The organism is Bacillus sp. TE8-1 (assembly GCF_008368855.1).
In the GTDB taxonomy this organism is placed as follows: domain Bacteria; phylum Bacillota; class Bacilli; order Bacillales; family Bacillaceae_G; genus Bacillus_A; species Bacillus_A cereus.
On record NZ_QPET01000024.1, the window covers coordinates 82,464 to 106,225 of the forward strand.

Here is a 23,762-nt window from a genome sequence, read left to right on the forward strand (position 1 = left end):
GAAAGCGAAGGAGAGAGGGTGAACAACATGAGAAGAAGTCGCCGTAAATCGTTTGAAGAACTTGTAAATGAAAATAAACAACAATTATTAAGCGATCGTGATGCAATTGATCGCATTGAAGAGCGCATTGAAAAACGTTATGAAATGAAACTTTTTAAGCAAGCTGAATAATTCTTAACACTAGTACGATACTAGTGTTAAGGAGGCGATAGTAATGGGTAATCCGAAAAAAAATTCAAAAGACTTTGCACCAAATCATATTGGAACACAATCGAAAAAAGCTGGTGGAAATAAAGGAAAGCAAATGCAAGATCAAACAGGTAAACAACCGATTGTTGATAATGGTTAAAGAAAAGGAGAATATTACATTCTCCTTTTTTATGTATAAATTTGAGGAAAGATAGATAATTTAAGATGGTGTGTATATACAATATTAGGAGGGAAGTACATGCCAAATCCAGATAATCGAAGTGACAACGCTGAAAAGTTACAAGAAATGGTGCAAAATACAGTTGATAACTTTAATGAAGCAAAAGAAACAGCGGAACTTTCTAATGAAAAAGATCGTGCTGCTATTGAAGCAAAAAATCAAAGACGTTTAGAAAGTATTGACTCATTAAAAAGTGAAATCAAAGATGAATCTTAACAAAATGTACAAAAAGGGCTGACTTTTGTCAGCCCTTTTTCGTAATCGTAAAATTTTCAACGAGTAAACGCCAATTTTGTGGGAATGGTAAACCGATTTTCCAGTAACTAATACCACCTATACCTTGTTCTTTCATTAAATTGAATTTACTTTGAACAGACCGTGAATCTTCAAACCAAACTTCGTGTTGCACGCCGTTTTCATCAAAATAATTAAAATGAGGAGCTTGGGCTGTGAAATCATAACGAATAGGGACATTATATTTACGAGCTAGTGCAACAGCTGCGACAGAGCTAATTGCTTTTGCGGGTGGATTTCCTTGTTTAAATGGAAGCTTCCAATCAAACCCGTATAAATTTTGCCCCATCATAATTTTTTGTGGAGGCATTTGAGATTTTGCATATTGAAGTACTTCTTTCACTGGACCGATAGGAGAAATCGCCATCGGTGGACCGCCTTGCCATCCCCAGTCATATGTCATAATGACGACGAAATCAACAATTTGCCCTTGCGCTTTATAATCGTGAGCTTCGAAAAATTTTCCCTTTTGATTTGAACTTGTTTTCGGTACGAGAGTTGTGCTCAATGTGTACCCGCTAGGTAAGCGTGTTTTTACATTTCGTAAAAAGCGATTATACGCCTCGCGGTCTTCAGGTGCTACACTCTCGAAATCGAAATGAATGTCTCGCATGCCATATTTTTGAGCTGTTTGCAAAATGTTAGTAATAAATTTGTTTTGAATCGTTGCGTCGCGTAAAATAACTGATGTTAGATCGGCACTGAAATTACCATTTTCAATATTTGTAATAACGAGCATAGGGATTGTTTTACCTTGCGTTGCAATATTAGCAATTTTAGCTGTTTCAGTAGGTTCTTTTAATGTGCCATCTCTTTTTGCCTCAAAACTAAAATAGGCTAAGTATGTTAAAAATGGATTGATGGCGCGTGTCGCATTAACTAAACTCTCTTTAATCGGTATAGTTGAAGGTTGTAAATAAGCGATGGATTCTACAGCTCGTTTTGTGCCTTTTGGTACATATAATTGTTGTCCGACATGGAGAATAGATTTTAAAGATAAATTATTAACTTTAGCTAAACTAGCGAGGGGGACATTATATGTTTGAGAAATTCGATATAGGCTGTCACCAGGCTGTACATAATAATTATTCCCTTTCGTATTAACGATAAGTGCCTGACCAACAACGAGCGTTTCAGCTGGATTTAATCCATTGTCTTTTACTATTTCGTCAGGTGTTGATCCATATTTTGATGCCAAGCTATATACGCTATCACCACTACGAACCGTTACAATTTGAATCATATGCTGGCTCCTTTCGGGAAAAGATTCACTATTTTTATTTTATTTTTGATGTCACTGTATTATGATTAAATGTATGCAAGGTAGCAGAAGTGAAAGAAGGCGAATACATATGTTTGTAGCAGAACATGAAGTTGAAATCCGTTATGCGGAAACAGATCAAATGGGTGTTGTTTACCATTCAAACTACTTAGTGTGGCTTGAGTTAGGTCGCACGAAACTTATACAAGATTTAGGTTTTTCATATGTTGAAATGGAGAAAGAAGGAATTATTTCTCCTGTGTTAGATTTACAAATTTCATACCGTAAAGCGATGCGTTACGGAGAAAAAGCAATCGTAAAAACATGGGTAGATACTGTGAGCCCACTTCGCGTTGTATATGGATATGAAATATATAATGGTGATGGTGAACTGTGTATTACTGCAAGCACAACGAATATTTGTGCGAAAAAAGAAGGGTTCCGCCCTGTATCATTTAAAAAGTTATATCCTGAGTGGTATGCGAAATATGAGGAAATTAAGAAAAAATAAAAAAGCGTGGCAGAAGCCACGTTTTTTTATTTTTCATAATTAAATTGTGGGAAGTCGTCACCTTCGTTAAGTGTAACAGATAAATTATGTCCATCGAAGAACCATTCATCATCGCCTTCAATAAAGAAATTAATACCTTCTTCTTGAATTTGAACAGCAGGATGTGCAGGATCATCTTTACGAATACCTAAAGAAAGTCCTTTTTGCACAGTACTGCAACCACCGTATTGTACGAAAAAGCGTAGTGTTTCATTTGATTGTAAGTTTAATTCAGTTTTATACCATTGTGCTGCTTCTTTTGTTACGGAAAGATTCATGTATAGTTCCTCCAAATTATGTTGCTTTTTCTTTAGTATAAAAAATAACGCAAAAAGACGCTATTAATATGCTTCACGTTTTCTTTTTGCGTTATGTGGGTTACGATCTTATTTTTGCTTTTTTGAAAAGTTTGCTTTTGGTTCAGTTTTATTTATAATTCGTCCGATATTTGCACGGTGTTTATAAATAACCATACCTGCTAATAAACACATCGCAATAATGAAGATTTTATCCCCGCTAACAATGGATGCAATAACAGCAACAACTGCTGTTACCATAGAAGAAAGTGATACGTATCTTGTTGTAAATAAAAGGGTGAAAAATACAACAGCCAATATTGCAAAAACAACTGGTGAATAGCATAATAGCACCCCAGCAGAAGTTGCAACTGCTTTACCACCGCGGAATTTCGCGAAGATTGGATAGACATGTCCAAGAACAGCCGCTAACCCGAACCATAGTGGATGAATATCTAACCCGAAAATCATTGGTAGACTTGTTGCTAATGTCCCTTTTAAAATGTCAGCAATTGTAACGGTAAAACCTGCTTTTTTCCCTAATGTGCGGAATGTGTTTGTTCCGCCTAGATTACCGCTCCCGTGCTCACGAATATCGATTCCGTAGCCGATTTTTCCAACAACTAGTGCAAATGGAATCGAGCCAAGTAAGTAGGCAACGATAAATAAAAGATATGTAGTAACCATAAGTTCAGTCTCCTTTATTCAAATGTGTTGATAAAGGGTAAAAAGAGTTTTTCCCGTATATTGTACCATACATTTGTAAAGAGCACATTTCTTTTTTGTAAATGAAAAATTCATTATTTCGTGAAAAAAATTTCACAGTAATGTTACATTTCTCACAGAAACAGTAAGACTATATGTAGTAACATTTTAATCAAAAGATAACAACATATTGGTGGAGGGTTATAAATGTTACAAAATAATACACGTGGAGAAGAAGAATTAATGAAAGTGTTTGAGACAATAGTCCACGGCAATGAACAAGATTTGATGCAAGAAAATGCAAATGTAGACGGCCGCTCTCCAATGGGCGTAATGGGAACGTTCGCATCTGAGAGTGCAAAATATTATGCTGTTGAGAATTTATTGTCAGATCAAGTGAAAAAAGCCATAAATGAAAATATATTATATCCACATGATTTAGATTTTTATGCAACAGGAACGACGACTTGTTCACAAATTCCGTTAGCGCAAATGCTTGCTAATGGTTTTCATACTGGACATGGACATATGAGACAACCGCAAGACATTAAAAGTGCATTGGCTCTTTCGTCTATTATTTTTCAAGCGAATCAAAATATGCAGCATGGTGGTCAATCGTTTGCACTCTTTGATATTGATTTAGCACCTTATGTACGAAAAACAATTGAGAGACATAAAAAACGATTACAATCATATCCGCTTACGAAAGAACAAATAGAAGAATTTACATGGGAAGAAACGGAAAATGATACGTATCAAGCGTGTGAGGCTTTCGTTCATAATTCGAATAGTATGCATAGTAGGGGCGGAGGACAAGTACCGTTTATTTCTATTAATTATGGAACAGATACATCAAAAGAAGGAAGAATGTTAATTAAACAACTTTTAAAAGCGACACAAGCTGGACTTGGTAAAGGGGAGACACCGATTTTTCCGATTCAAATTTTCAAGATGAAAAAAGGTGTGAATTTTGAAGAAAGTGATCCGAACTACGATTTATTTGAATTAGCATTAGAGACAACGGCTGAACGATTGTTCCCTAACTTTTCATTTTTAGATGCTCCGTTTAATGCAGTACATTATGATGGAAGACCAGAAAGTGAAGTATGTTACATGGGATGTCGTACCCGTGTTATGTCTAATATACATGGAGAAGAAACAGCGATTGGTAGAGGGAATTTATCATTTACGTCTATTAATTTAGTGAAATTAGCGTTAATTAGTGGTTCAAAAGAAGCGTTTTTTGAAGCGCTAAACTATTATTTAGATTTAGGAATTAAGCAGTTATTAGAAAGATTTGCGTATCAATGTAAGAAGCGAGCAAGAGATTTTCAGTTTTTATATTCACAAGGTGTATGGCGTGGTGGAGAAACGTTGCAGCCTGAAGACTCCGTAGCCTCGATTTTAAAACAAGGGACGTTAAGTATTGGTTTTATCGGTCTTGCGGAATGTTTAGTAGCTTTAACAGGAAAGCATCATGGGGAAGATGAAGAATCATGGAAACTTGGGTATGAAATTATTTCCTTTATGAGAGATAGAATGGATAAAGCGACAGAAGAACATCAACTGAATTTCTCAGTAATTGCAACTCCAGCAGAAGGATTATCAGGGAAGTTTGTGAAAAAAGATAGAAAAGAATTTGGCGTGATTAGCGGTATAACGAACCATAATTACTATACGAATTCATTCCATATTCCAGTTTATTATAACATTCAAGCGATAAATAAAATCCGTTTAGAAGGCCCGTTTCATGCTCTATGTAACGGGGGACATATTACTTATATTGAACTAGACGGAGCAGCAATGCATAACAAAAAGGCATTAAAACAAATTGTACAAGCCATGGCAGAACATGGCGTTGGATACGGTTCAATTAATCATCCTGTTGACCGTTGTAAGTGCTGTAGTTATCACGGGGTTATTGGGAATGAATGTCCAAGTTGCGGGAATGAAGATGAGGCTAATATAGAAAGAATTCGCCGTATAACAGGCTATCTTGTAGGAGATATGTCAAAGTGGAATAGTGCGAAACGTAGTGAAGAGATAGATCGGGTGAAACATAAATGAAAGTGATGAATATTATTCATGATAGTGTAGTAGATGGAGAAGGATTGCGGACAGTCGTGTTTTTTGCGGGCTGTCCGCATCGTTGCGTTGGTTGCCACAATCCGAAATCGTGGAATATTTGCAACGGAACGGAAATGACAGTAGAAGAAATTGTGAAAGAGATTGCAAGTAATCCATTAACTGATGTAACATTTTCAGGTGGAGATCCATTTTTTCAAGCTGCTGAAGTGAAAATGGTAGCAAAAATCGTGAAAGATTTGAAAAAAAACCTATGGATGTATACAGGTTATACGTTAGAAGAGATACAGAGTTCTCAAAATAATGATATGATAGAGTTGTTACATTATGGGGATGTTTTAGTCGATGGAAGGTTTGAAATTGAGGAAAAAGATTTAACACTTCCATTTCGCGGAAGCTCCAATCAACGTATTATTCGATTGAAAGAGTAAAAAGGCGGGATAGATTATATGAATAAAACAGTATTGCTTGTTGAAGATGAAAGAAGATTACGTGAAATTGTTAGTGATTATTTTCGTAATGAAGGCTTTGAAGTAATCGAAGCAGAAGATGGAAAAAAAGCGTTAGAGTTATTTGCAGAGCATGAAATTGATTTAATTATGTTAGATATTATGTTACCGGAAATAGATGGATGGTCTGTTTGTAGAAGAATTAGAAAAGAATCAGCAGTACCAATTATTATGTTGACAGCACGTTCGGATGAGGATGATACATTGCTAGGTTTCGAATTAGGTGCAGACGAGTATGTAACGAAACCATTTAGCCCGAAAGTATTAGTAGCTCGCGCAAAGACGTTATTGAAACGTGCGGATGGTGCGGTAGGAGTAGCGGAAGAAAATGCTATGTCTTTAGCTGGAATAGAAGTGAATCGTCTATCTAGAACTGTTTTAGTAGATGGAGAAGAAATTATATTGACACATAAAGAATTTGAACTTCTTGTGTATTTAATGGAGAACAAAGGAATTGTGTTATCACGTCAACATTTATTAGACCAGTTATGGGGATATGACTATTACGGTGATGACCGAACGGTTGATACCCATATTAAAAAACTTCGAAATAAGCTAGGAGATAAAGCGAAGCATATCGGTACTGTTATTCGAGTTGGTTATAAATTTGAAGAATAATCTAGAACGATTTGTGTAATTTAGCCTAGGGAAATGGTAATTTTATACTCTCTTTTGAAGGTAAAATGTACAAAAAATACTTTTTTTGTCTACAATGTTAGATAAGTGTATTTTTTAAATTGGATTTCACGATGAGTTCACAAGAAGGACACAAAACGTGACTATACTGAAAATACGAATTCACCAGAGAGGGGAAATAAAACATGGGATATTACGACGGACCAAATTTAAATGAAGAGCATAGTGAAACGAGAGAAGTGAGAAAATCAGGTAGTAAAAAAGGCTATTTCTTCACAGGTTTAGTGGGAGCTGTAGTCGGAGCGGTTTCGATTAGTTTTGCAGCACCATATATGCCATGGGCTCAAAATAATGGAGCACCAGTATCATCATTTAGTTCGGATTCAAAAGTAGAAGGTACTGTAGTTCCTGTTGTAAATAAAGCGAAAAATGAAACTGATTTACCTGGTATGATTGAAGGGGCGAAAGATGTTGTTGTAGGTGTTATTAATATGCAACAAAGTGTTGATCCATTTGCAATGCAACCGACAGGTCAAGAACAACAAGCCGGTTCAGGATCAGGTGTTATTTATAAAAAAGCAGGAAATAAAGCATATATTGTAACAAACAACCACGTAGTAGATGGAGCAAATAAACTTGCTGTGAAGCTGAGCGACGGAAAGCAAGTTGATGCGAAATTAGTTGGTAAGGACCCTTGGTTAGACTTAGCGGTTGTTGAAATTGATGGATCTAATGTAAATAAAGTTGCCACTTTAGGTGATTCAAGTAAACTTCGTGCGGGTGAAAAAGCCATTGCAATCGGTAATCCACTTGGATTTGATGGAAGTGTAACGGAAGGTATAATCAGTAGTAAAGAACGCGAAATTCCGGTTGATATTGATGGGGATAAACGACCAGATTGGCAAGCACAAGTTATTCAAACGGATGCAGCGATTAATCCAGGTAATAGTGGTGGTGCATTATTTAACCAAAATGGTGAAATAATTGGGATTAATTCAAGTAAAATTGCACAACAAGAAGTTGAAGGAATTGGATTTGCTATTCCAATTAACATCGCAAAACCAGTTATTGAATCTCTTGAAAAAGATGGAGTAGTAAAACGTCCAGCTCTTGGAGTAGGTGTTGTTTCACTAGAAGATGTGCAAGCTTATGCAGTCAATCAATTGAAAGTACCGAAAGAAGTAACAAACGGCGTTGTATTAGGTAAAATTTACCCAATATCACCAGCTGAAAAAGCTGGTTTAGAGCAATATGATATTGTAGTAGCATTAGATAATCAAAAAGTAGAGAATGCTCTTCAATTCCGTAAATATTTATATGAAAAGAAAAAAGTAGGCGAGAAAGTAGAAGTTACATTCTACCGTAACGGTCAAAAAATGACGAAATCGGCTACTTTAGCAGATAATTCAGCTACAAAGAATCAATAATCGAAATAAAAGAAAGTCTCTTTCATATTGAAAGAGACTTTCTTTATCGGCTATACTAAAGGAATAGGAGGGATTAATTATGACAATTGAAAACCCAACTCGTACGGAAATTGGTGAAGTGTTAAAGAAAAGCAAAACAATTGCGGTTGTTGGATTATCAGATAAGCCAGAACGTACATCGTATATGGTTTCAAAAGCAATGCAAGATGCTGGATACCGCATTATTCCAGTTAATCCAACAGTAGATGAGGTGCTCGGAGAAAAGGCAGTTTCTTCACTAAAGGATATTAAGGAACACGTTGACATTGTAAATGTATTTCGTCGCTCAGAGTTTTTAATGGATGTTGCAAAAGAATTTGTAGAGATTGATGCAGATGTTTTTTGGGCACAATTAGGAGTACAAGATGAGGATACATATAAACTTTTAAAAGAAAAAGACTATACTGTAATAATGGATCGTTGTATTAAAGTAGAACATGCGATGACAAAATAGTATAGATTTAAAGGTAGAAAGATTGATTCAGCCCTCATTATAGATAAGTAGGGCCGATGAACGAGGTGTTCATCATGAGATTTTTTAAAGGCTGTTTTTGGGGATTGTTATTTGTAATCCCATTTTGGATCTTGATCATTTGGATCATAATAAAGGTTTGGAATGTGTAATCTTGGAATACATATCCATTTCTCGTTGACAAACGATTATTTTTCTGAAATAGTAGCCTAGAGGAATCCTTGTGAGAAAACAAGGATTTTTCTATTGAAGATGGTATATAAAAGAGATAAGATAACTTGCCAAAACTATAGTCGAGGCGTTATTCTATAATAGAAACATATGTTCTGATTTTGGATTAGGAAAGGGGCAAGGAGTTTGGCGAAGCATCAGTTCCAATATAATGAAGATGCGATTCAAGTGTTAGAAGGACTTGAAGCCGTTCGAAAACGCCCGGGTATGTATATCGGGAGTACGGATAGCCGTGGATTGCATCATTTAGTATATGAAATAGTAGATAACTCCGTTGACGAAGCGTTAGCGGGATTTGGCGACGAAATTTCAGTCGTAATACATAAAGATAATAGTATTAGCGTTATAGATAAAGGGCGAGGAATGCCTACGGGAATGCATAAACTTGGGAAACCTACACCTGAAGTTATTTTAACTGTACTTCATGCAGGTGGTAAGTTTGGTCAAGGTGGTTACAAAACGAGTGGTGGTTTGCACGGTGTTGGGGCATCGGTTGTAAATGCCTTATCAGAATGGTTAGTCGTAACGATTAAGCGTGACGGAAATATTTACGAACAACGCTTTGAAAATGGCGGTGTTCCTGTAACGACGCTTGAGAAAATCGGGAAGACGAAAGAGTCTGGTACTACGATGCATTTCAAACCAGATACAACGATTTTCAGCACGACAAATTACAATTATGAAACATTATGTGAGAGATTACGTGAATCTGCATTCTTATTAAAAGGAATGAAAATCTCGATAAAAGATGAACGTAATGATTTAGAAGATATATTTCATTATGAAACAGGAATCGAAGCTTTCGTTTCATATTTAAACGAAGAAAAAGATTCAATTCATCCGGTTGTATATTTCACTGGTGAACAAAACGGGATTGAAGCAGAACTAGCATTCCAGTTTAATGATGGTTACTCAGAAAATATTCTTTCGTTTGTAAATAACGTACGTACAAAAGATGGTGGAACACACGAAGCTGGATTTAAAACAGCGATGACGCGTGTGTTTAACGAGTATGCTCGTAAAGTAGCACTATTAAAAGAAAAAGATAAAAACTTAGAAGGTACAGATATTCGTGAAGGTGTAGCGGCTATCGTTTCGGTACGTGTACCAGAAGAAGTGCTTCAGTTTGAAGGGCAAACGAAGGGGAAACTAGGTACAAGTGAAGCGCGTTCTTCAATTGATGCCATTGTATCTGAGCATTTAGCATACTTTTTAGAAGAAAACCCTGATGTAGCTACACTTCTTGTGAGAAAAGCAATTAAAGCAGCACAAGCCCGTGAAGCAGCCCGTAAAGCAAGAGAAGAAGCGCGTAGTGGTAAGAAAAAGAAAAAATCAGAAGGTACGTTAAGCGGGAAATTAACACCTGCACAATCACGTAACCCGCAAAAAAATGAACTGTACCTAGTAGAGGGTGACTCTGCCGGTGGTTCTGCGAAACAAGGACGAGACCGACGTTTCCAGGCCGTATTACCGTTACGTGGTAAAGTAATTAATACAGAAAAAGCAAAGCTTGCTGATATCTTTAAAAATGAAGAGATTAATACAATCATTTATGCGATTGGCGGCGGTGTAGGAAATGAATTTGATGTTGAAGATATTAACTACGATAAAGTTGTAATTATGACCGATGCCGATACGGATGGGGCTCATATTCAAGTATTGTTATTAACGTTCTTCTACAGATATATGAAGCCACTTATCGAAGCTGGTAAAGTATTTATCGCACTTCCTCCTTTATACAAAGTAAGTAAAGGAAAAGGTAAGAGTGAGGTAATTGAATACGCTTGGTCAGATGAGGAATTAGACGGTGTAACGAAAAAAGTTGGAAAAGGCTATATGTTACAACGTTATAAAGGACTTGGTGAAATGAATGCGGATCAATTATGGGAAACAACAATGAATCCTGAAACGCGTACATTAATTCGCGTGAAAATTGATGATGCAGCAAGAGCAGAGCGTCGCGTTACAACATTAATGGGCGATAAAGTAGAACCGCGCCGTAAATGGATTGAACGTAATGTACAGTTTGGTATGCAAGAAGAAGGAAATATTTTAGAAAATGAAATGATTATGGAGACGGAGGTGGAATAACATGCAAGCAGAGAAGTTTCATGACCTCCCGCTTGAAGACGTGTTAGGTGATCGCTTTGCACGTTATAGTAAATATATTATTCAAGATCGTGCACTTCCAGATGCACGTGATGGCTTAAAGCCAGTACAAAGACGTATTTTATATTCTATGTATGTAGAAGGTAATGTACATGATAAAGCGTTTCGTAAATCAGCTAAAACAGTAGGTAATGTTATCGGTAATTATCATCCACATGGAGATTCCTCTGTATATGAAGCAATGGTACGCTTAAGCCAAACTTGGAAAGTACGTAATGTTTTAGTTGAAATGCATGGTAATAACGGTAGTGTTGATGGGGACCCAGCGGCAGCGATGCGTTATACGGAAGCTCGTTTATCACCAATCGCATCTGAATTATTACGTGATCTTGATAAAGAAACAGTTGAATTCGTGTCAAACTTTGATGATACGAGTGAAGAACCAGTTGTATTACCAGCAGCGTTCCCGAATTTATTAGTGAACGGATCTACAGGGATTTCCGCTGGTTATGCAACAGAAATTCCTCCGCATCATCTTGGAGAAGTTATTGATGCTACAATGATGCGTATCGATAAGCCAAATAGTACTGTTGACGATTTATTAACAGTTATGAAAGGACCAGATTTCCCAACAGGCGGTATTATTCAGGGGATTGATGGTATTAAAAAGGCGTATGAAACAGGTAAAGGTAAAATTATTATTCGCGGAAAAGCAGAAGTTGAAACAGTGCGCGGTGGGAAACAACAAATTGTAATCACTGAAATTCCTTACGAAGTGAATAAGGCAAACCTTGTAAAGAAAATGGATGAATTACGTCTAGATAAAAAGTTAGATGGTATTGCTGAAGTGCGTGATGAGACAGATCGTACTGGTTTACGAATTGTTGTTGAATTAAAGAAAGAAGCAAACTCCGAAGGTATTTTAAATTATTTATATAAAAATACAGATTTGCAAATTCCATATAACTTTAATATGGTAGCGATCAATAATCGTCGTCCAACACTTATGACATTACCGAAAATTTTAGATGCTTATATTGGACATCAAAAAGAGGTTATTACGAGACGTTCGCAATATGAATTAAGAAAAGCAGAAAATCGTCAACATATTGTAGAAGGTTTAAAGAAAGCATTATCGATTTTAGACCAAGTAATTGAGACAATTCGAGCTTCAAAAGATAAACGTAACGCGAAAGATAATTTAAGTGCAAAATTTGGCTTTACAGAAGCACAGGCAGAAGCAATTGTTTCCTTGCAATTATATCGCTTAACAAATACAGACATTACGGCGTTACAAGAAGAAGCAGATGAGCTTAATAAGAAAATTATTGAGCTACAGGCAATTTTACAAAGTGAAAAAAGATTACTTCAAGTAATTAAAACAGATTTAAAGAGAGTTAAGAAAACATATAGTGATGATCGACGCGCGATTATTGAAGATCAAATCGAGGAAATTAAAATCGATGTAGAAGTGATGATCCCACAAGAAGATGTCATCGTTACTGTAACGAAAGAAGGATATGTGAAACGTACTGGATGGCGCTCACATAATGCCTCAAACGGCAAAGACTTCGGTATGAAAGAGGGTGACATCTTACTTGAACGATTCGATACGAATACGACAGAGACAGTCCTCTTATTTACGAATAAAGGAAACTATATATATCTGCCAGTATACGAAATGCCAGATATTCGTTGGAAAGATTTAGGTCAGCACGTTGCTAATATCGTTTCACTCGACCGGGATGAAACAATCATTTGGGCAACGGTTGTACCGAACTTTGAGGAAGAAAAACGATTTATCGTATTTGTAACACGAAATGGTATGATAAAGAAAACAGAATTAAATCAATATAAAGTTCAGCGTTATTCAAGGGCATTCGTTGCTGTAAACTTGAAAAAAGATGATGAAGTTGTCGATATATTTGCGACAGATGGAACGAGTGATATTGTTCTTGCTACACACGGTGCATATGCACTTATTTTCCATGAAGATGAAGTAAGTCCAGTCGGTGTAAGAGCTGCTGGTGTTAAAGCAATTAATTTAAAAGAAGATGACTATGTCGCTTCTGGTAAACCGTTAAATGGTGACAAAGATCAACTTATTCTCGTAACACAGCGCGGTGCTGTAAAACGTCTAAAAGCATCAGAAATTGAAAAGTCAACGAGGGCGAAACGCGGTCTTGTTATTTTCAAAGAATTAAAACGTAATCCGTACCGCATTGTCGGTATTGAAATTGTTCGGGACGATGAATTAGTTTACATGAAGACAGAGAAAAACATTGTAGAAGAGATTGATCCGAAAGCGTATCGAAATAAAGACCGGTATAGTAATGGTAGCCTTGTGCTAGATGTTAATGATACTGGTGAAGTAGTAGAAACGTGGACGAAGAAAAGACCAGAATAAAGAGGGCATCTTGCTATGAATAGTAGCAAGATGCTTTTTTCTAGGCAATTTATTATGTAAATAATAATAATCTTGTTATAATAACTGAATGAAATCGTTCTCATAAAGTGAAACTTTAATCAATGGGGAGTTTCTTCATCCTCACTGATTATTAGTTGAACCAATCGGGCTTTAACAAGCATTTGATTCCTCACCTAATGCCTTAGCTTTCACTGAATTTTGAGTTAGGAATCTTACTGCCCGTTAAAGCGGGACAAATGGAGGGGCAACATGAAAAAAATAGGTGTAGGGATTGTAGGATATGGTTTTTCTAGTACGACATTTCATATCCCACTATTACAAACAATAGAAGAATATGATATTCGTGCTGTATTATCCTCAAAAGAAGAGGTAGTAAAAGAAACATTACCAAACGCTAATGTTGTTAGTACAATTGATGAATTGGTGAAGCGAGCTGATGTTGACTTAGTTGTTATTACATCACCTAATACAACTCATTTTCCATATGTAAAAGAAGCAATTTTAAAAGGTAAGCATGTTGTTGTAGAAAAACCATTTGTTGTCTCAATTGAAGAAGGAGAAGAGCTTATTTCATTAGCAGAGCAGCATAATGTAATGTTAAGCGTATATCATAATCGTCGTTTTGATAATGATTTCTTAACAATTAAGAAATTGTTAGGAGAAAACAGAGTAGGGAATGTATACGCATATGAATCGAATTTTGATCGTTTCCGTCCACATGTACGTGATCGATGGAGAGAAAAAAATCTACCAGGATCCGGTATATTATACGATTTAGGATCGCATTTAATTGACCAAGCGTTATCAATATTCGGGAAACCAGATGCGATAAGTGCAGATATAATAAAACAACGACCAGGTGCAGAGGTGGATGATTATTTCCACATAGTACTTCATTACGGAGTTAAACGTGTCATTTTACGTAGTAGCAGTTATGTGAAAAAAGCTGGACCGCATTTTATAGTGCATGGAGAGAAAGGTTCTATCGTGAAGTACGGTATGGATTCGCAGGAAGAGCAATTAAAAAATGGAATGAAGCCAGGTGATAACGGTTATGGAGTAGACGATGAAAAGGATTTTGCTACTTTAGAAACAGAAGAAAGCTTAGAGCGTATTCCAACAGAAGTCGGTTGTTATGACAATTATTATAAAGGTGTACGAGATAGTATATTAAATGGTGAGGAACTACCTGTAACAGCAAAAGAAGGTTTAGATGTTATTAAACTGATTCAATTAGCGATTGAAAGTAGTGAAAAGGGTAGAGTCATTTCTATAAAATAAAAAAGACACGAAATTCGTGTCTTTTTATTTTTGTGGAACAGAAAGACCATAGAAGAACATCGTAACGATATCTTTTATATGTTTTTCCCGATCTCCTTCAAGAAGTTGTGCTCCAAATTCATCACCTAATTTTGTAAACATTTGAATGTAAAGTAACATCATTTCTTTAGTAAGGTGTGGATTAATTTCATTTTTGCGCTGAGCTCGTTCTAATATTTCTAAATACCAGGGTAGGATTTTTTCATTTTGATAACTATAAATAAACTTACGGAGTTCTTCGTCCCTTTGCATCATTTGTAGTAACATATCAGGTTGAAATAATCCGCCAGTATTCATTTTTCTTACAATCATTTTTTGCATCATATCATGAAAAGGTAATTTTTCTTCTGCAAGCTCTTTATAATATTGAAATTCAGATATGATAAATTCTTGTATAAGCTCCCTAAATAACGCATCTTTACTTCCGAAATGATTATAAATTGTAACTTGAGAAACGTTTGCTTCTTTTGCGATATGTTCTATTTTCACTTCATTAAATCCACGTTCTGAAAATAATACGAATGCTGCTTCTTTAATGGCACGCTTTTTCCTTTCTTTTACTCTTTCAAAGCCGTTCAATGCAATCACCTCACTTAAAATATACAAGAAAAAATAATGGAAAACAATAATTTTGAAATATGGACTAATAAATATTTCAAAAAGTTGTTGCGAATATGGAAGATGAGGAGTACAATAATTTTGAAATATCACACATTAAATATTTCAAAAAATGAGGTGGAATTATGATTTCAGTTCAAGATGTCACAAAACAGTTTTCGAACGGAAAAGGTTTGTTTCATATTACATTTGATGTAAAAGAGGGAGAAGTATTTGGTTATTTAGGACCGAATGGTGCCGGGAAATCAACGACGATTCGTAATTTAATGGGATTTATAAAACCGACAACTGGTAAAGCGACAATTTTTGGATTAGATTGTTGGAATGAAGCGGCGAAAATTCAAAGGGAAGTTGGTTACTTACCGGGTGAAATTTCTTTTATTGAAGGAATGAACGGATTAGAGTTTTTAAAATTAATGCAAGGAATGCGAGGATTAAAGGATACGAAAAGACGAGATGAACTGATAGAGCGTCTGCAATTTGATGTGAAAACACCGATTCGCAAAATGTCTAAAGGAATGAAGCAAAAAGTAGGGATAGTCGCTGCATTTATGCACGATCCAGAGGTGTTAATTTTAGATGAACCAACATCTGGACTTGATCCACTTATGCAGCAAGTGTTTATAGATTTAATATTAGAGGAAAAGCAAAGAGGAAAAACAATCCTAATGTCATCACATATTTTTACTGAAATTGAGAGAACTTGTGACAGAGTAGCTATTATTAAAGATGGTCGACTCGTAACGGTTGAAAATATTCACGATTTACAAAGTATGAGAAGACAGGTGATAGATGTAACAGTATCATCACAAGAAGAGATTGAGTCCCTTACAAAGTGTAATTTGCAATTTGAAGCGGTAAAAGGTAGAGAGGCATCTATCATTGTACAAGGAAACTATCAAACTGTTTTACAAACACTTTCAAACTATAATGTAACGGCACTTCAAACGAGAGCGATGGATTTAGAACATTTATTTATGCATTATTACGATAAGAAAGAAGGGGTAACGCATGAATAAGCAATTATTTTTAGCTAGTTTGAAAGAAACACAAAAAAGTATTTTGAGTTATGCGTCTGGTGCAGCTTTATATCTGTGGTTATTAATTTGGATATTCCCGTCAATGGTATCAGCGAAAGGGCTAAATGAATTAATAGCTGCCATGCCTGATAGTGTGAAAAAAATCGTTGGTATGGAAAGTCCGATTCAAAACGTAATGGATTTTCTAGCGGGCGAATACTATAGTCTATTGTTTATTATCATTTTAACAATTTTTTGCGTAACAGTTGCGACACATTTAATTGCTCGTCATGTAGATAAAGGAGCAATGGCATACTTGCTAGCAACACCTGTATCTAGAGTGCAAATTGCGATTACACAAGCTGCTGTTCTCATATTGGGACTTCTAATTATTGTATCTGTTACGTATGTAGCTGGGTTAGTAGGTGCAGAATGGTTTTTACAAGATAACAACTTAAATAAAGAATTATTTTTGAAGATAAATATAGTCGGAGGGCTCATATTTTTAGTCGTTAGTGCGTATTCATTTTTCTTTTCTTGTATATGTAATGACGAAAGAAAAGCACTAAGTTATTCAGCGAGTTTAACTATCTTATTTTTCGTATTGGATATGGTGGGGAAGTTAAGTGATAAGTTAGAATGGATGAAAAACCTATCATTATTTACGCTGTTTCGTCCGAAAGAAATTGCTGAAGGATCATATAATATATGGCCGATAAGTATAGGTTTAACTACTGTAGCGCTTTGTATTTTTATCGTAGCGATTGTAGTATTTAGGAAGAGGGATTTACCGTTATAGAGTAGAAAGTCCACTGAGAAAGTGGGCTTTTTTTATTTGTAAATTTAAACTAGTATGTTTATCACATAACACTTATAAAGGATATTTATCTTTTTAATTACAGAAATATTCAAAAAAGTGAACCTTTTTCTAGGTTCATACGTCTAATACATGTAAAGTTAAATTGGAAGTGATGAAGTGAGGATGAAACAGGAGGAGCAATTGTGAAAGTAATCCCTTTATATAAAATGATTGTAAAAGAAGAAACGGATGTTTCTTTAGCGAAAAAAGGTGATCATGAAGCCTTTATAGCGCTTATACATACAGAAAAAGCGAAGATGTATCGAATAGCAAAGGCGATGTTACGTGATGAGACAAATATAGAGGATGCGATACAGACAACAATTTTAAAAGCCTATGAAAATATAAAAAAATTAAAAAAAGAAGAATTTTTTCACACTTGGTTAATTCGAATACTAATAAATGAGTGTAACAATATTATTAGAGCGTATAAAAATGTAATTGTGACAGAAGAGAATGATTACAATATGAGTGCTTGTGATCAGTATGAAGATATAGATTTGTGTAATGCGATTCAATCGTTACATGAAGAATTAAGAGCTGTTACGGTGCTTTATTACTATGAAGACATGCATCAAGAGAGTATAGCAAAGCTGTTAGAAATACCGAAAGGAACAGTGAAATCAAGATTATCACGTGCGAGGGAACAACTACAAAAACGATTAAAGATGGAATAGGGGGTGTAAAGGATGGATAATGAAAAATTATTTGATGAGAAATTAAAAAAGAGAATAAAAGATGAAAATGTTATAGTACCTCCAGAGTTAAATGAAAAGATTAATAGCACGCTACATAATCTTAAGGTAAAAAAGAAGAGTTACAAAATTCATATGATGATAATTAGTGCAGCGGTTTGTATACTTTCAGTGGTATCTATGTCTGAGTTTTCTATACAAAGTTTTGCGCAAAATGGTGGAGTATTTGAATATGTAAAGAAAAAAGCGTTTTCTGATTATGAAAATGAAGAAGAAATAAAATCGAATGTACATTATCCAGATAAAGAAAAGATTCATCAAAAAATGCTAGATTCTATTGATTATTTTAAAAATATTTCAGGACAATTTGAGGAATATTCTAGCTCATCAAGAATTGCTACAACATATAAGTATGCGATTGATACGGAGAAACAAAGAGGTATCTCTTCGAAAGAAGATAAACTAGCCAAAAAACGAACAATTATATATAACGAGGGGAAGAAAAAAGAGTTTGATGATGAGAAGTATACCTATAAAGAGACAAAATGGAACCCGAAAGAAAGAAACAATGAACTATTAAAATTAAATCCTACGGAAAGGTTAGTGAGAAAATCAGATGAGAAAAAGAGATATGATGATGAATATGTAGGGCTAGCTAAATATAGTATTCAATCAGAATTCGCAGATTTATTAATTCGATATAAAGATTGGAATTATAAAGAAACGAAATATCTTGGATTAGATTGTTACAAAATTGAAGGAGTTATAAACATAGAGATGCCTGTTAGCACCTCTGAAGATTTAAGAGGGAAATTCGAAATGGTTGTGGAGAAAAATACAGGGATTATGTTGAAATTTCTTAGTTTTCAAGAAGGCTTGATTCAATATTCAGTTACGACTGAATGGATACAAATAGATAAGGGATTGAAAGAAAGTATGTTTCAAAAGGATAGCGCTAAATATGAAAAAATGAAAAACATATTGGATGAATAAACAGGAGGAGAGTAAATGGGGAATCATTCATCTTTAAGAGAAGAGAAAAATAAGCAAAAATATAAAAAGAAAAAGATAATAAGTTTACTACTGGCGGTATTACTATTTGGTGGAATTGGCTATGGGGCCTATGTATATATGAAAACTTCTAGTCTTGTACAAAAATCTAATTTGAATTTAGCACGAGGTGAAAAATCCAATTTACGTGAGAAATCTGTAAAGCCAATTGCAAATCATGTTTCACTTTTAATTATGGGAATTGATGAAAATCAAGAACGACAAAAGGAATATAATGGTGCATTTCATACAGATGCATTATTGTTAGCGACTTTTAATAAAGACGATAAAACAGTGAAATTAACGAGCATACCGCGTGATACATATACATATGTTCCAGTTGAAAAGAAAAAAGATAAAATAACCCATGCATATGGAAGTGGTTTCGTTAAAAATGGTAAAGATGGAGGACCGCAAGCTTCTGTGGAAGCGGTAGAAAAATTGTTACAGGTGCCTGTTGATTATTTTGTGAAATTTAATTTTGGTTCCTTTACTAAAATTGTTGATGGGTTAGATGGTATTGAAGTGGATGTCCCAGTTGAATTTACGGAGCAAAATAGTAAAGATGAACCTGATGCGATTCATTTGAAAAAAGGATTACAAAAATTAAATGGGGAAGAAGCACTTGCACTAGCAAGAACGCGCCATATTGATAGTGATGCAATGAGAGGACAGCGCCAACAACTTGTTATTGAAGCGATTTTAAGTAAATTAAAAAGTGTAGGATCGATTACGAAGCTAGAAAAAATAGTTGAGGCGGTTGATGGTGATTTTAAAACAAATTTAGTAATGGATGATATTTTATCTTTTTATAAATACGGTTTAAACGGTTCAGTTGAAAAAATACAATTAGCTGGTGATGATTTATACTTACCTAATGGCCCAAACGGGCAACGTGTATATTATTATAATCCTAATAAAAAAGATCTACAGAGTTTGAGTAATACTCTTAGAACACATCTAGGATTAAGTGAAAAACAGATTGAGGAGAATTAAAGCAGATGTAATGTCTGCTTTTTTATTATGTTAAATAGTATGTCTTTTATTCGTAAATATTATATACTATTTTCAAATTTAAGATAATAGTGTAACATAAATTTATAGTTTAAGTTAAATAACAGGGGGGCTATTACATAGAATATATCATTAGCAATTATTGAAATAGTATGGGAGAAATGAAAATACAGGGGAGTATCAAAAATGAGAATCGTAAAGAATTTAACATTCCAAGTTATTGTGGCTATTATTTGTGGTATTGCAGTAGGGGCAATTTGGCCGAGTGTTGGACAACAAATGAAGCCAATTGGTGAAACATTCATCAATATGATTAAAATGGTTATTGCACCGATTATCTTTTTAACAATTGTGCTCGGTATTGCAAGTATGGGAAGTATGAAAAAGGTAGGCCGTGTTGGTGGGAAGGCACTATTATATTTTGAAATTGTTACAACAGCAGCTTTAATTATTGGTATCATCGTAGCGAATGTTGTACGTCCAGGAGATGGATTAGATCCCTCAAAACTAAAAGGCGGAGATGTTTCACAATATGTACAAAGTGGGCAAGAAATGAAATGGATGGATTTCTTTTTACATATCGTGCCGTCTAACATGTTTGAAGCATTTGCCAAAGGTGATATTTTACAAGTTCTGTTCTTCTCCATTTTATTCGGAGCAGGGTTAACGATGTTAGGAAAAAATGGACAACCGGTTATTGACTTTTTTGAAAGATTATCGAAAGTATTTTTTAACATTTTATCAATTGTAATGAAATTAGCACCAGTTGGAGCATTCGGTGGGATGGCATTTACAATTGGGAAGTATGGTTTAAGCACGCTCATACCACTTGGTAAATTAATGATTTGTGTATATGCGACAATGGCATTATTTGTTTTTATTGTTTTAAATTTTATTTGTAAATTGTATAAATTTAGTTTGTGGAAATATTTAGCGTATATTAAAGAAGAATTACTTATTGTTCTCGGGACATCATCGTCAGAATCAGTACTGCCGCGAATGATGACAAAGATGGAAGAATTTGGGTGTTCGAAACCGGTAGTAGGTTTAGTCATTCCAACAGGCTATTCTTTTAACTTAGATGGAACAACGATTTATTTATCAATGGCAACTATATTTTTAGCTCAAGTTTTTCACGTCGATCTTTCACTAGGTCAACAATTAACTATAATAGCTATTTTGTTAGTTACATCTAAAGGAGCAGCAGCAGTAACCGGCGGGGGATTCATTGTACTAGCATCTACTCTATCTGCAATGAATGTTATCCCATTAGAAGGTTTAGCGTTATTACTTGGTGTAGATCGTTTCATGTCAGAAGCACGTGCTATCGTTAATTTAATTGGTAACGGTATTGCAACTGTAGTTGTTGCGAAAAGTGAAAATGAATTTGATGATGAGAAGTATACGAGAGTAGTAGAGGAAATGAAAAGAGAAAAAATGGTCGGGTAAAAAGTCAGCTTTGCTGACTTTTTTATTTTTGTAGAAAAGATGTTTTTAGATATATGCATTATTTATTAGCAATAATTAACAAGTATTCAAGTGGTAAAAGAGATAAAAGTGATTAAAACAACGAATGTGTATGAATGCGAAATAAGGTTTGAACAAAATATGGCATTTTTATGAATATTACTGTAAAAAAATAATTTTTTAAAAATTTTCAATAATAATACTTTACAAAAATTAAAAAATTAGTAGAATAAGAATTAGTAAGAATCGTCTGATAAATATATAGAGAAAAACAGAATTATCAGAAAATTCTTTAATAGCTATCGTTAAGAATTAGGGAGGGTACAAAATGAAAAAGAAACAAATGAAAAAACTAACAGCAGTTGTAGCACCGGTTTTAGCAATGAGCATGGCGTTAACAGCATGTTCTACATCAGGTGGAGATAAGAAGACAAGCACAAATTCTAGCTCTAGTGGAGATAGTAAATCAGGGGAAAAATTAGCAGCAAAACAAGTGTTAAATCGAACAGTAACACAAGAGATTCCGACGATGGACTCTTCAAAATCAACTGATACAGTATCTTCACAAATGCTAGGTAATACGATGGAAGGGTTATATCGTCTTGATAAAGATAATAAGCCGATTCCAGCAGCAGCAGAATCTAGCACGAAAAGTGAAGATGGTAAAAAATATACGTTCAAACTACGCAAAGATGCAAAATGGTCAAATGGAGATCCAGTAACTGCGAAAGATTTCGTATACGCTTGGCAACGTCTATTAGATCCAAAAACAGCTGCTGAGTATGCATTTATCGCATTCCCGATTAAAAATGCAGAAGTAGTAAATAAAGGAGAAAAACCTGTAACTGAATTAGGAGTAAAAGCAGTAGATGATCTTACGCTTGAAGTTGAGTTAGAGCAAGCAGTACCGTACTTCTTAAACTTAGTAGCATTCCCATCATATTATCCATTAAATGAAAAGTTCGTAAAAGAAAAGGGCGAGAAGTTCGGTTTAGAGTCTGATACAACTGTCTATAACGGACCGTTCGTTCTTAAAGATTGGAAGCATGAACAAGGATGGCAATTAAAGAAAAATGATCAATATTGGGATAAAAAGACTGTGAAACTGGAAGAAGTTAACTTTAGTGTTGTTAAAGAGGCTGCGACTTTAGTCAATCTATATGATAGCGGTCAAGTTGACTTTGCTTTATTAAATGGAGAGTTCGTTGATAAATATAGAAGCAAGAAAGATGAATTTGGCACATATTCACAAGTGAGTACGTATTTCATTCGTATGAACCAAAAACGTGATGGACAAGACACGCCATTAAAGAGCAAAAAATTACGTGAAGCAATTGCGCTATCAATTGATAAAAAGAATTTAGCAAATGTAATTTTAAATGATGGATCAAAAGAAGCTGACTTCTTAGTACCAAAAGGGTTAGCAACTGGACCGGACGGTAAAGATTTCCAAGAAACATTTAAAAACGGTTTGAAACCAAATCCTAAAAAAGCTGCTGCAGCTTGGGAAGAAGCGAAAAAAGAACTTGGAAAAGATCAAGTTACGATTGAATTTTTAAACTACGATACTGGTAATGCGAAAAAAGTTGGCGAATATATTAAAGATCAGATTGAGAAAAACCTAAAAGGTGTAACAGTTAATATTAAACTTCAACCATTTAAGCAAAAACTAAAATTAGAAACTGAACAACAATATGATATTTCGTATGGCGGATGGAATCCGGATTATGCAGATCCAATGACGTTCTTAGATATGTTTGAGACTGGACATTCTCATAACCAAATGAGCTTCTCTGACCCTAAATATGATGGCATGGTGAAAAAAGCTGGAACGGAATTAATGAGCGATGCGAAAAAACGTTGGGAAGAGTTAGGAAAAGCTGAAAAAACATTACTTGAAGAAGATGTAGCGATTGTACCTTTATATCAACGTGGAGATTCTTATGTTTTACAACCAAATGTAAAGGGAGTAGTAAAACATAATATCAGTCCAGAATTTAGCTTTAAATGGGCATATGTAACTGAAAAATAATAGAGTTAAAAAAGCATTTCAAAGTAGCTTAGCTACTTTGAAATGCTTTTTTTGTGAACTTAAAATACTAATTTTTAGTATGGTTAAATAGAGGAGAATAAGGTGTATAGTATGTACATATAGTAGATGGGGGATAAATCCTACTAAAATAAAAAAGTCAGAATATTTAAAATTAAACTATTTACAAATGTGAAAAAAAGAGTAGAATAACATTAG

The 23,762-nt window shown here is 34.8% G+C and carries 23 protein-coding genes; 19 read left to right on the forward strand and 4 right to left on the reverse strand.

From position 1 onward, the window contains the following. The first annotated feature begins 27 nt into the window (after window positions 1–27). The 3 genes from DN404_RS22485 (at window position 28) to tlp (ending at window position 646) form a co-directional block, all read left to right on the forward strand. Window positions 28–171, forward strand: a complete 144-nt coding sequence (locus tag DN404_RS22485) for an FbpB family small basic protein (RefSeq protein ID WP_001254699.1) — start codon at window positions 28–30, stop codon at window positions 169–171. Window positions 172–214: 43 nt separating this feature from the next. Next, complete coding sequence (sspN, locus tag DN404_RS22490; RefSeq protein WP_000527987.1) at window positions 215–349, forward strand: acid-soluble spore protein SspN; 135 nt, start codon at window positions 215–217, stop codon at window positions 347–349. A gap of 99 nt (window positions 350–448) precedes the next feature. Beyond that, complete coding sequence (tlp, locus tag DN404_RS22495) at window positions 449–646, forward strand: small acid-soluble spore protein Tlp (protein ID WP_001133511.1); 198 nt, start codon at window positions 449–451, stop codon at window positions 644–646. A 28-nt stretch (window positions 647–674) separates the two neighbouring features. Here the strand turns inward: tlp and DN404_RS22500 are convergent, their stop codons facing one another. Beyond that, on the reverse strand, window positions 675–1,967 hold the full coding sequence (locus DN404_RS22500; protein WP_000614858.1) for a glycoside hydrolase family 18 protein: 1,293 nt from the start codon (window positions 1,965–1,967) through the stop codon (window positions 675–677). Between the two features lie 109 nt (window positions 1,968–2,076). On the opposite strand from DN404_RS22500, the gene DN404_RS22505 reads away from it, so the two are divergent. After that, window positions 2,077–2,496 (forward strand): acyl-CoA thioesterase, encoded by a 420-nt coding sequence (locus DN404_RS22505; RefSeq protein ID WP_000495812.1) that lies wholly within the window; start codon window positions 2,077–2,079, stop codon window positions 2,494–2,496. Window positions 2,497–2,522: 26 nt separating this feature from the next. On the opposite strand, the gene DN404_RS22510 is transcribed toward DN404_RS22505, so the two are convergent. Together DN404_RS22510 and plsY are read right to left on the reverse strand one after the other, a co-directional pair. Further along, window positions 2,523–2,813, reverse strand: coding sequence for a HesB/YadR/YfhF family protein (locus DN404_RS22510; protein ID WP_001054455.1), 291 nt, complete (start codon window positions 2,811–2,813; stop codon window positions 2,523–2,525). Between the two features lie 108 nt (window positions 2,814–2,921). Further along, window positions 2,922–3,518, reverse strand: a complete 597-nt coding sequence (plsY, locus tag DN404_RS22515; protein ID WP_000258974.1) for a glycerol-3-phosphate 1-O-acyltransferase PlsY — start codon at window positions 3,516–3,518, stop codon at window positions 2,922–2,924. A gap of 225 nt (window positions 3,519–3,743) precedes the next feature. On the opposite strand from plsY, the gene DN404_RS22520 reads away from it, so the two are divergent. From DN404_RS22520 to DN404_RS22555, 8 genes are all read left to right on the forward strand, one after another. Further along, window positions 3,744–5,603 carry an anaerobic ribonucleoside triphosphate reductase gene (locus DN404_RS22520; protein ID WP_149215486.1) on the forward strand — a complete coding sequence of 620 codons (1,860 nt, stop codon included), beginning with the start codon at window positions 3,744–3,746 and terminating at the stop codon, window positions 5,601–5,603. Further along, window positions 5,600–6,052, forward strand: coding sequence for an anaerobic ribonucleoside-triphosphate reductase activating protein (gene nrdG / locus DN404_RS22525; protein WP_000867081.1), 453 nt, complete (start codon window positions 5,600–5,602; stop codon window positions 6,050–6,052). Before DN404_RS22520 ends, nrdG begins: the two co-directional genes overlap by 4 nt. 18 nt (window positions 6,053–6,070) lie before the next feature. Beyond that, entirely contained in the window at window positions 6,071–6,748 is a 678-nt protein-coding gene (locus tag DN404_RS22530) for a response regulator transcription factor (protein ID WP_001044679.1), read from the forward strand. A 203-nt stretch (window positions 6,749–6,951) separates the two neighbouring features. Next, window positions 6,952–8,193, forward strand: a complete 1,242-nt coding sequence (locus DN404_RS22535) for a S1C family serine protease (protein ID WP_000542646.1) — start codon at window positions 6,952–6,954, stop codon at window positions 8,191–8,193. 79 nt (window positions 8,194–8,272) lie between these two features. Beyond that, window positions 8,273–8,686, forward strand: coding sequence for a CoA-binding protein (locus DN404_RS22540; protein ID WP_000151390.1), 414 nt, complete (start codon window positions 8,273–8,275; stop codon window positions 8,684–8,686). Between the two features lie 375 nt (window positions 8,687–9,061). Then, the gene (parE, locus tag DN404_RS22545) at window positions 9,062–11,026 is read left to right on the forward strand and encodes a DNA topoisomerase IV subunit B (RefSeq protein WP_001062199.1); all 1,965 of its coding nucleotides are present in this window, start codon (window positions 9,062–9,064) and stop codon (window positions 11,024–11,026) included. A gap of 1 nt (window position 11,027) precedes the next feature. Then, window positions 11,028–13,451: a DNA topoisomerase IV subunit A gene (gene parC / locus DN404_RS22550; RefSeq protein WP_001147470.1), complete on the forward strand. Its 2,424-nt coding sequence runs from the start codon at window positions 11,028–11,030 to the stop codon at window positions 13,449–13,451. 270 nt (window positions 13,452–13,721) lie between these two features. Continuing rightward, entirely contained in the window at window positions 13,722–14,753 is a 1,032-nt protein-coding gene (locus DN404_RS22555) for an oxidoreductase (RefSeq protein ID WP_149215487.1), read from the forward strand. 24 nt (window positions 14,754–14,777) lie between these two features. On the opposite strand, the gene DN404_RS22560 is transcribed toward DN404_RS22555, so the two are convergent. Continuing rightward, window positions 14,778–15,380: a TetR/AcrR family transcriptional regulator gene (locus DN404_RS22560; RefSeq protein WP_149215488.1), complete on the reverse strand. Its 603-nt coding sequence runs from the start codon at window positions 15,378–15,380 to the stop codon at window positions 14,778–14,780. Window positions 15,381–15,535: 155 nt separating this feature from the next. Here DN404_RS22560 and DN404_RS22565 point away from each other — a divergent pair, with 155 nt between their 5' ends. The 7 genes from DN404_RS22565 (at window position 15,536) to DN404_RS22595 (ending at window position 23,546) form a co-directional block, all read left to right on the forward strand. Next, on the forward strand, window positions 15,536–16,429 hold the full coding sequence (locus tag DN404_RS22565) for an ABC transporter ATP-binding protein (RefSeq protein ID WP_000626577.1): 894 nt from the start codon (window positions 15,536–15,538) through the stop codon (window positions 16,427–16,429). Next, window positions 16,422–17,228, forward strand: a complete 807-nt coding sequence (locus DN404_RS22570) for an ABC transporter permease subunit (protein WP_149215489.1) — start codon at window positions 16,422–16,424, stop codon at window positions 17,226–17,228. Before DN404_RS22565 ends, DN404_RS22570 begins: the two co-directional genes overlap by 8 nt. Window positions 17,229–17,431: 203 nt before the next feature. Next, window positions 17,432–17,965 (forward strand): sigma-70 family RNA polymerase sigma factor, encoded by a 534-nt coding sequence (locus DN404_RS22575; RefSeq protein WP_149215490.1) that lies wholly within the window; start codon window positions 17,432–17,434, stop codon window positions 17,963–17,965. Window positions 17,966–17,977: 12 nt separating this feature from the next. Then, window positions 17,978–18,976 carry an anti-sigma factor gene (locus DN404_RS22580; protein WP_134208893.1) on the forward strand — a complete coding sequence of 333 codons (999 nt, stop codon included), beginning with the start codon at window positions 17,978–17,980 and terminating at the stop codon, window positions 18,974–18,976. Between the two features lie 15 nt (window positions 18,977–18,991). Beyond that, window positions 18,992–20,029, forward strand: coding sequence for an LCP family protein (locus DN404_RS22585; protein ID WP_000526726.1), 1,038 nt, complete (start codon window positions 18,992–18,994; stop codon window positions 20,027–20,029). A 204-nt stretch (window positions 20,030–20,233) separates the two neighbouring features. After that, window positions 20,234–21,496 (forward strand): dicarboxylate/amino acid:cation symporter, encoded by a 1,263-nt coding sequence (locus tag DN404_RS22590; protein WP_059303531.1) that lies wholly within the window; start codon window positions 20,234–20,236, stop codon window positions 21,494–21,496. Window positions 21,497–21,842: 346 nt separating this feature from the next. After that, the gene (locus tag DN404_RS22595) at window positions 21,843–23,546 is read left to right on the forward strand and encodes a peptide ABC transporter substrate-binding protein (RefSeq protein WP_000730167.1); all 1,704 of its coding nucleotides are present in this window, start codon (window positions 21,843–21,845) and stop codon (window positions 23,544–23,546) included. The last annotated feature ends 216 nt before the right edge of the window (window positions 23,547–23,762 follow it).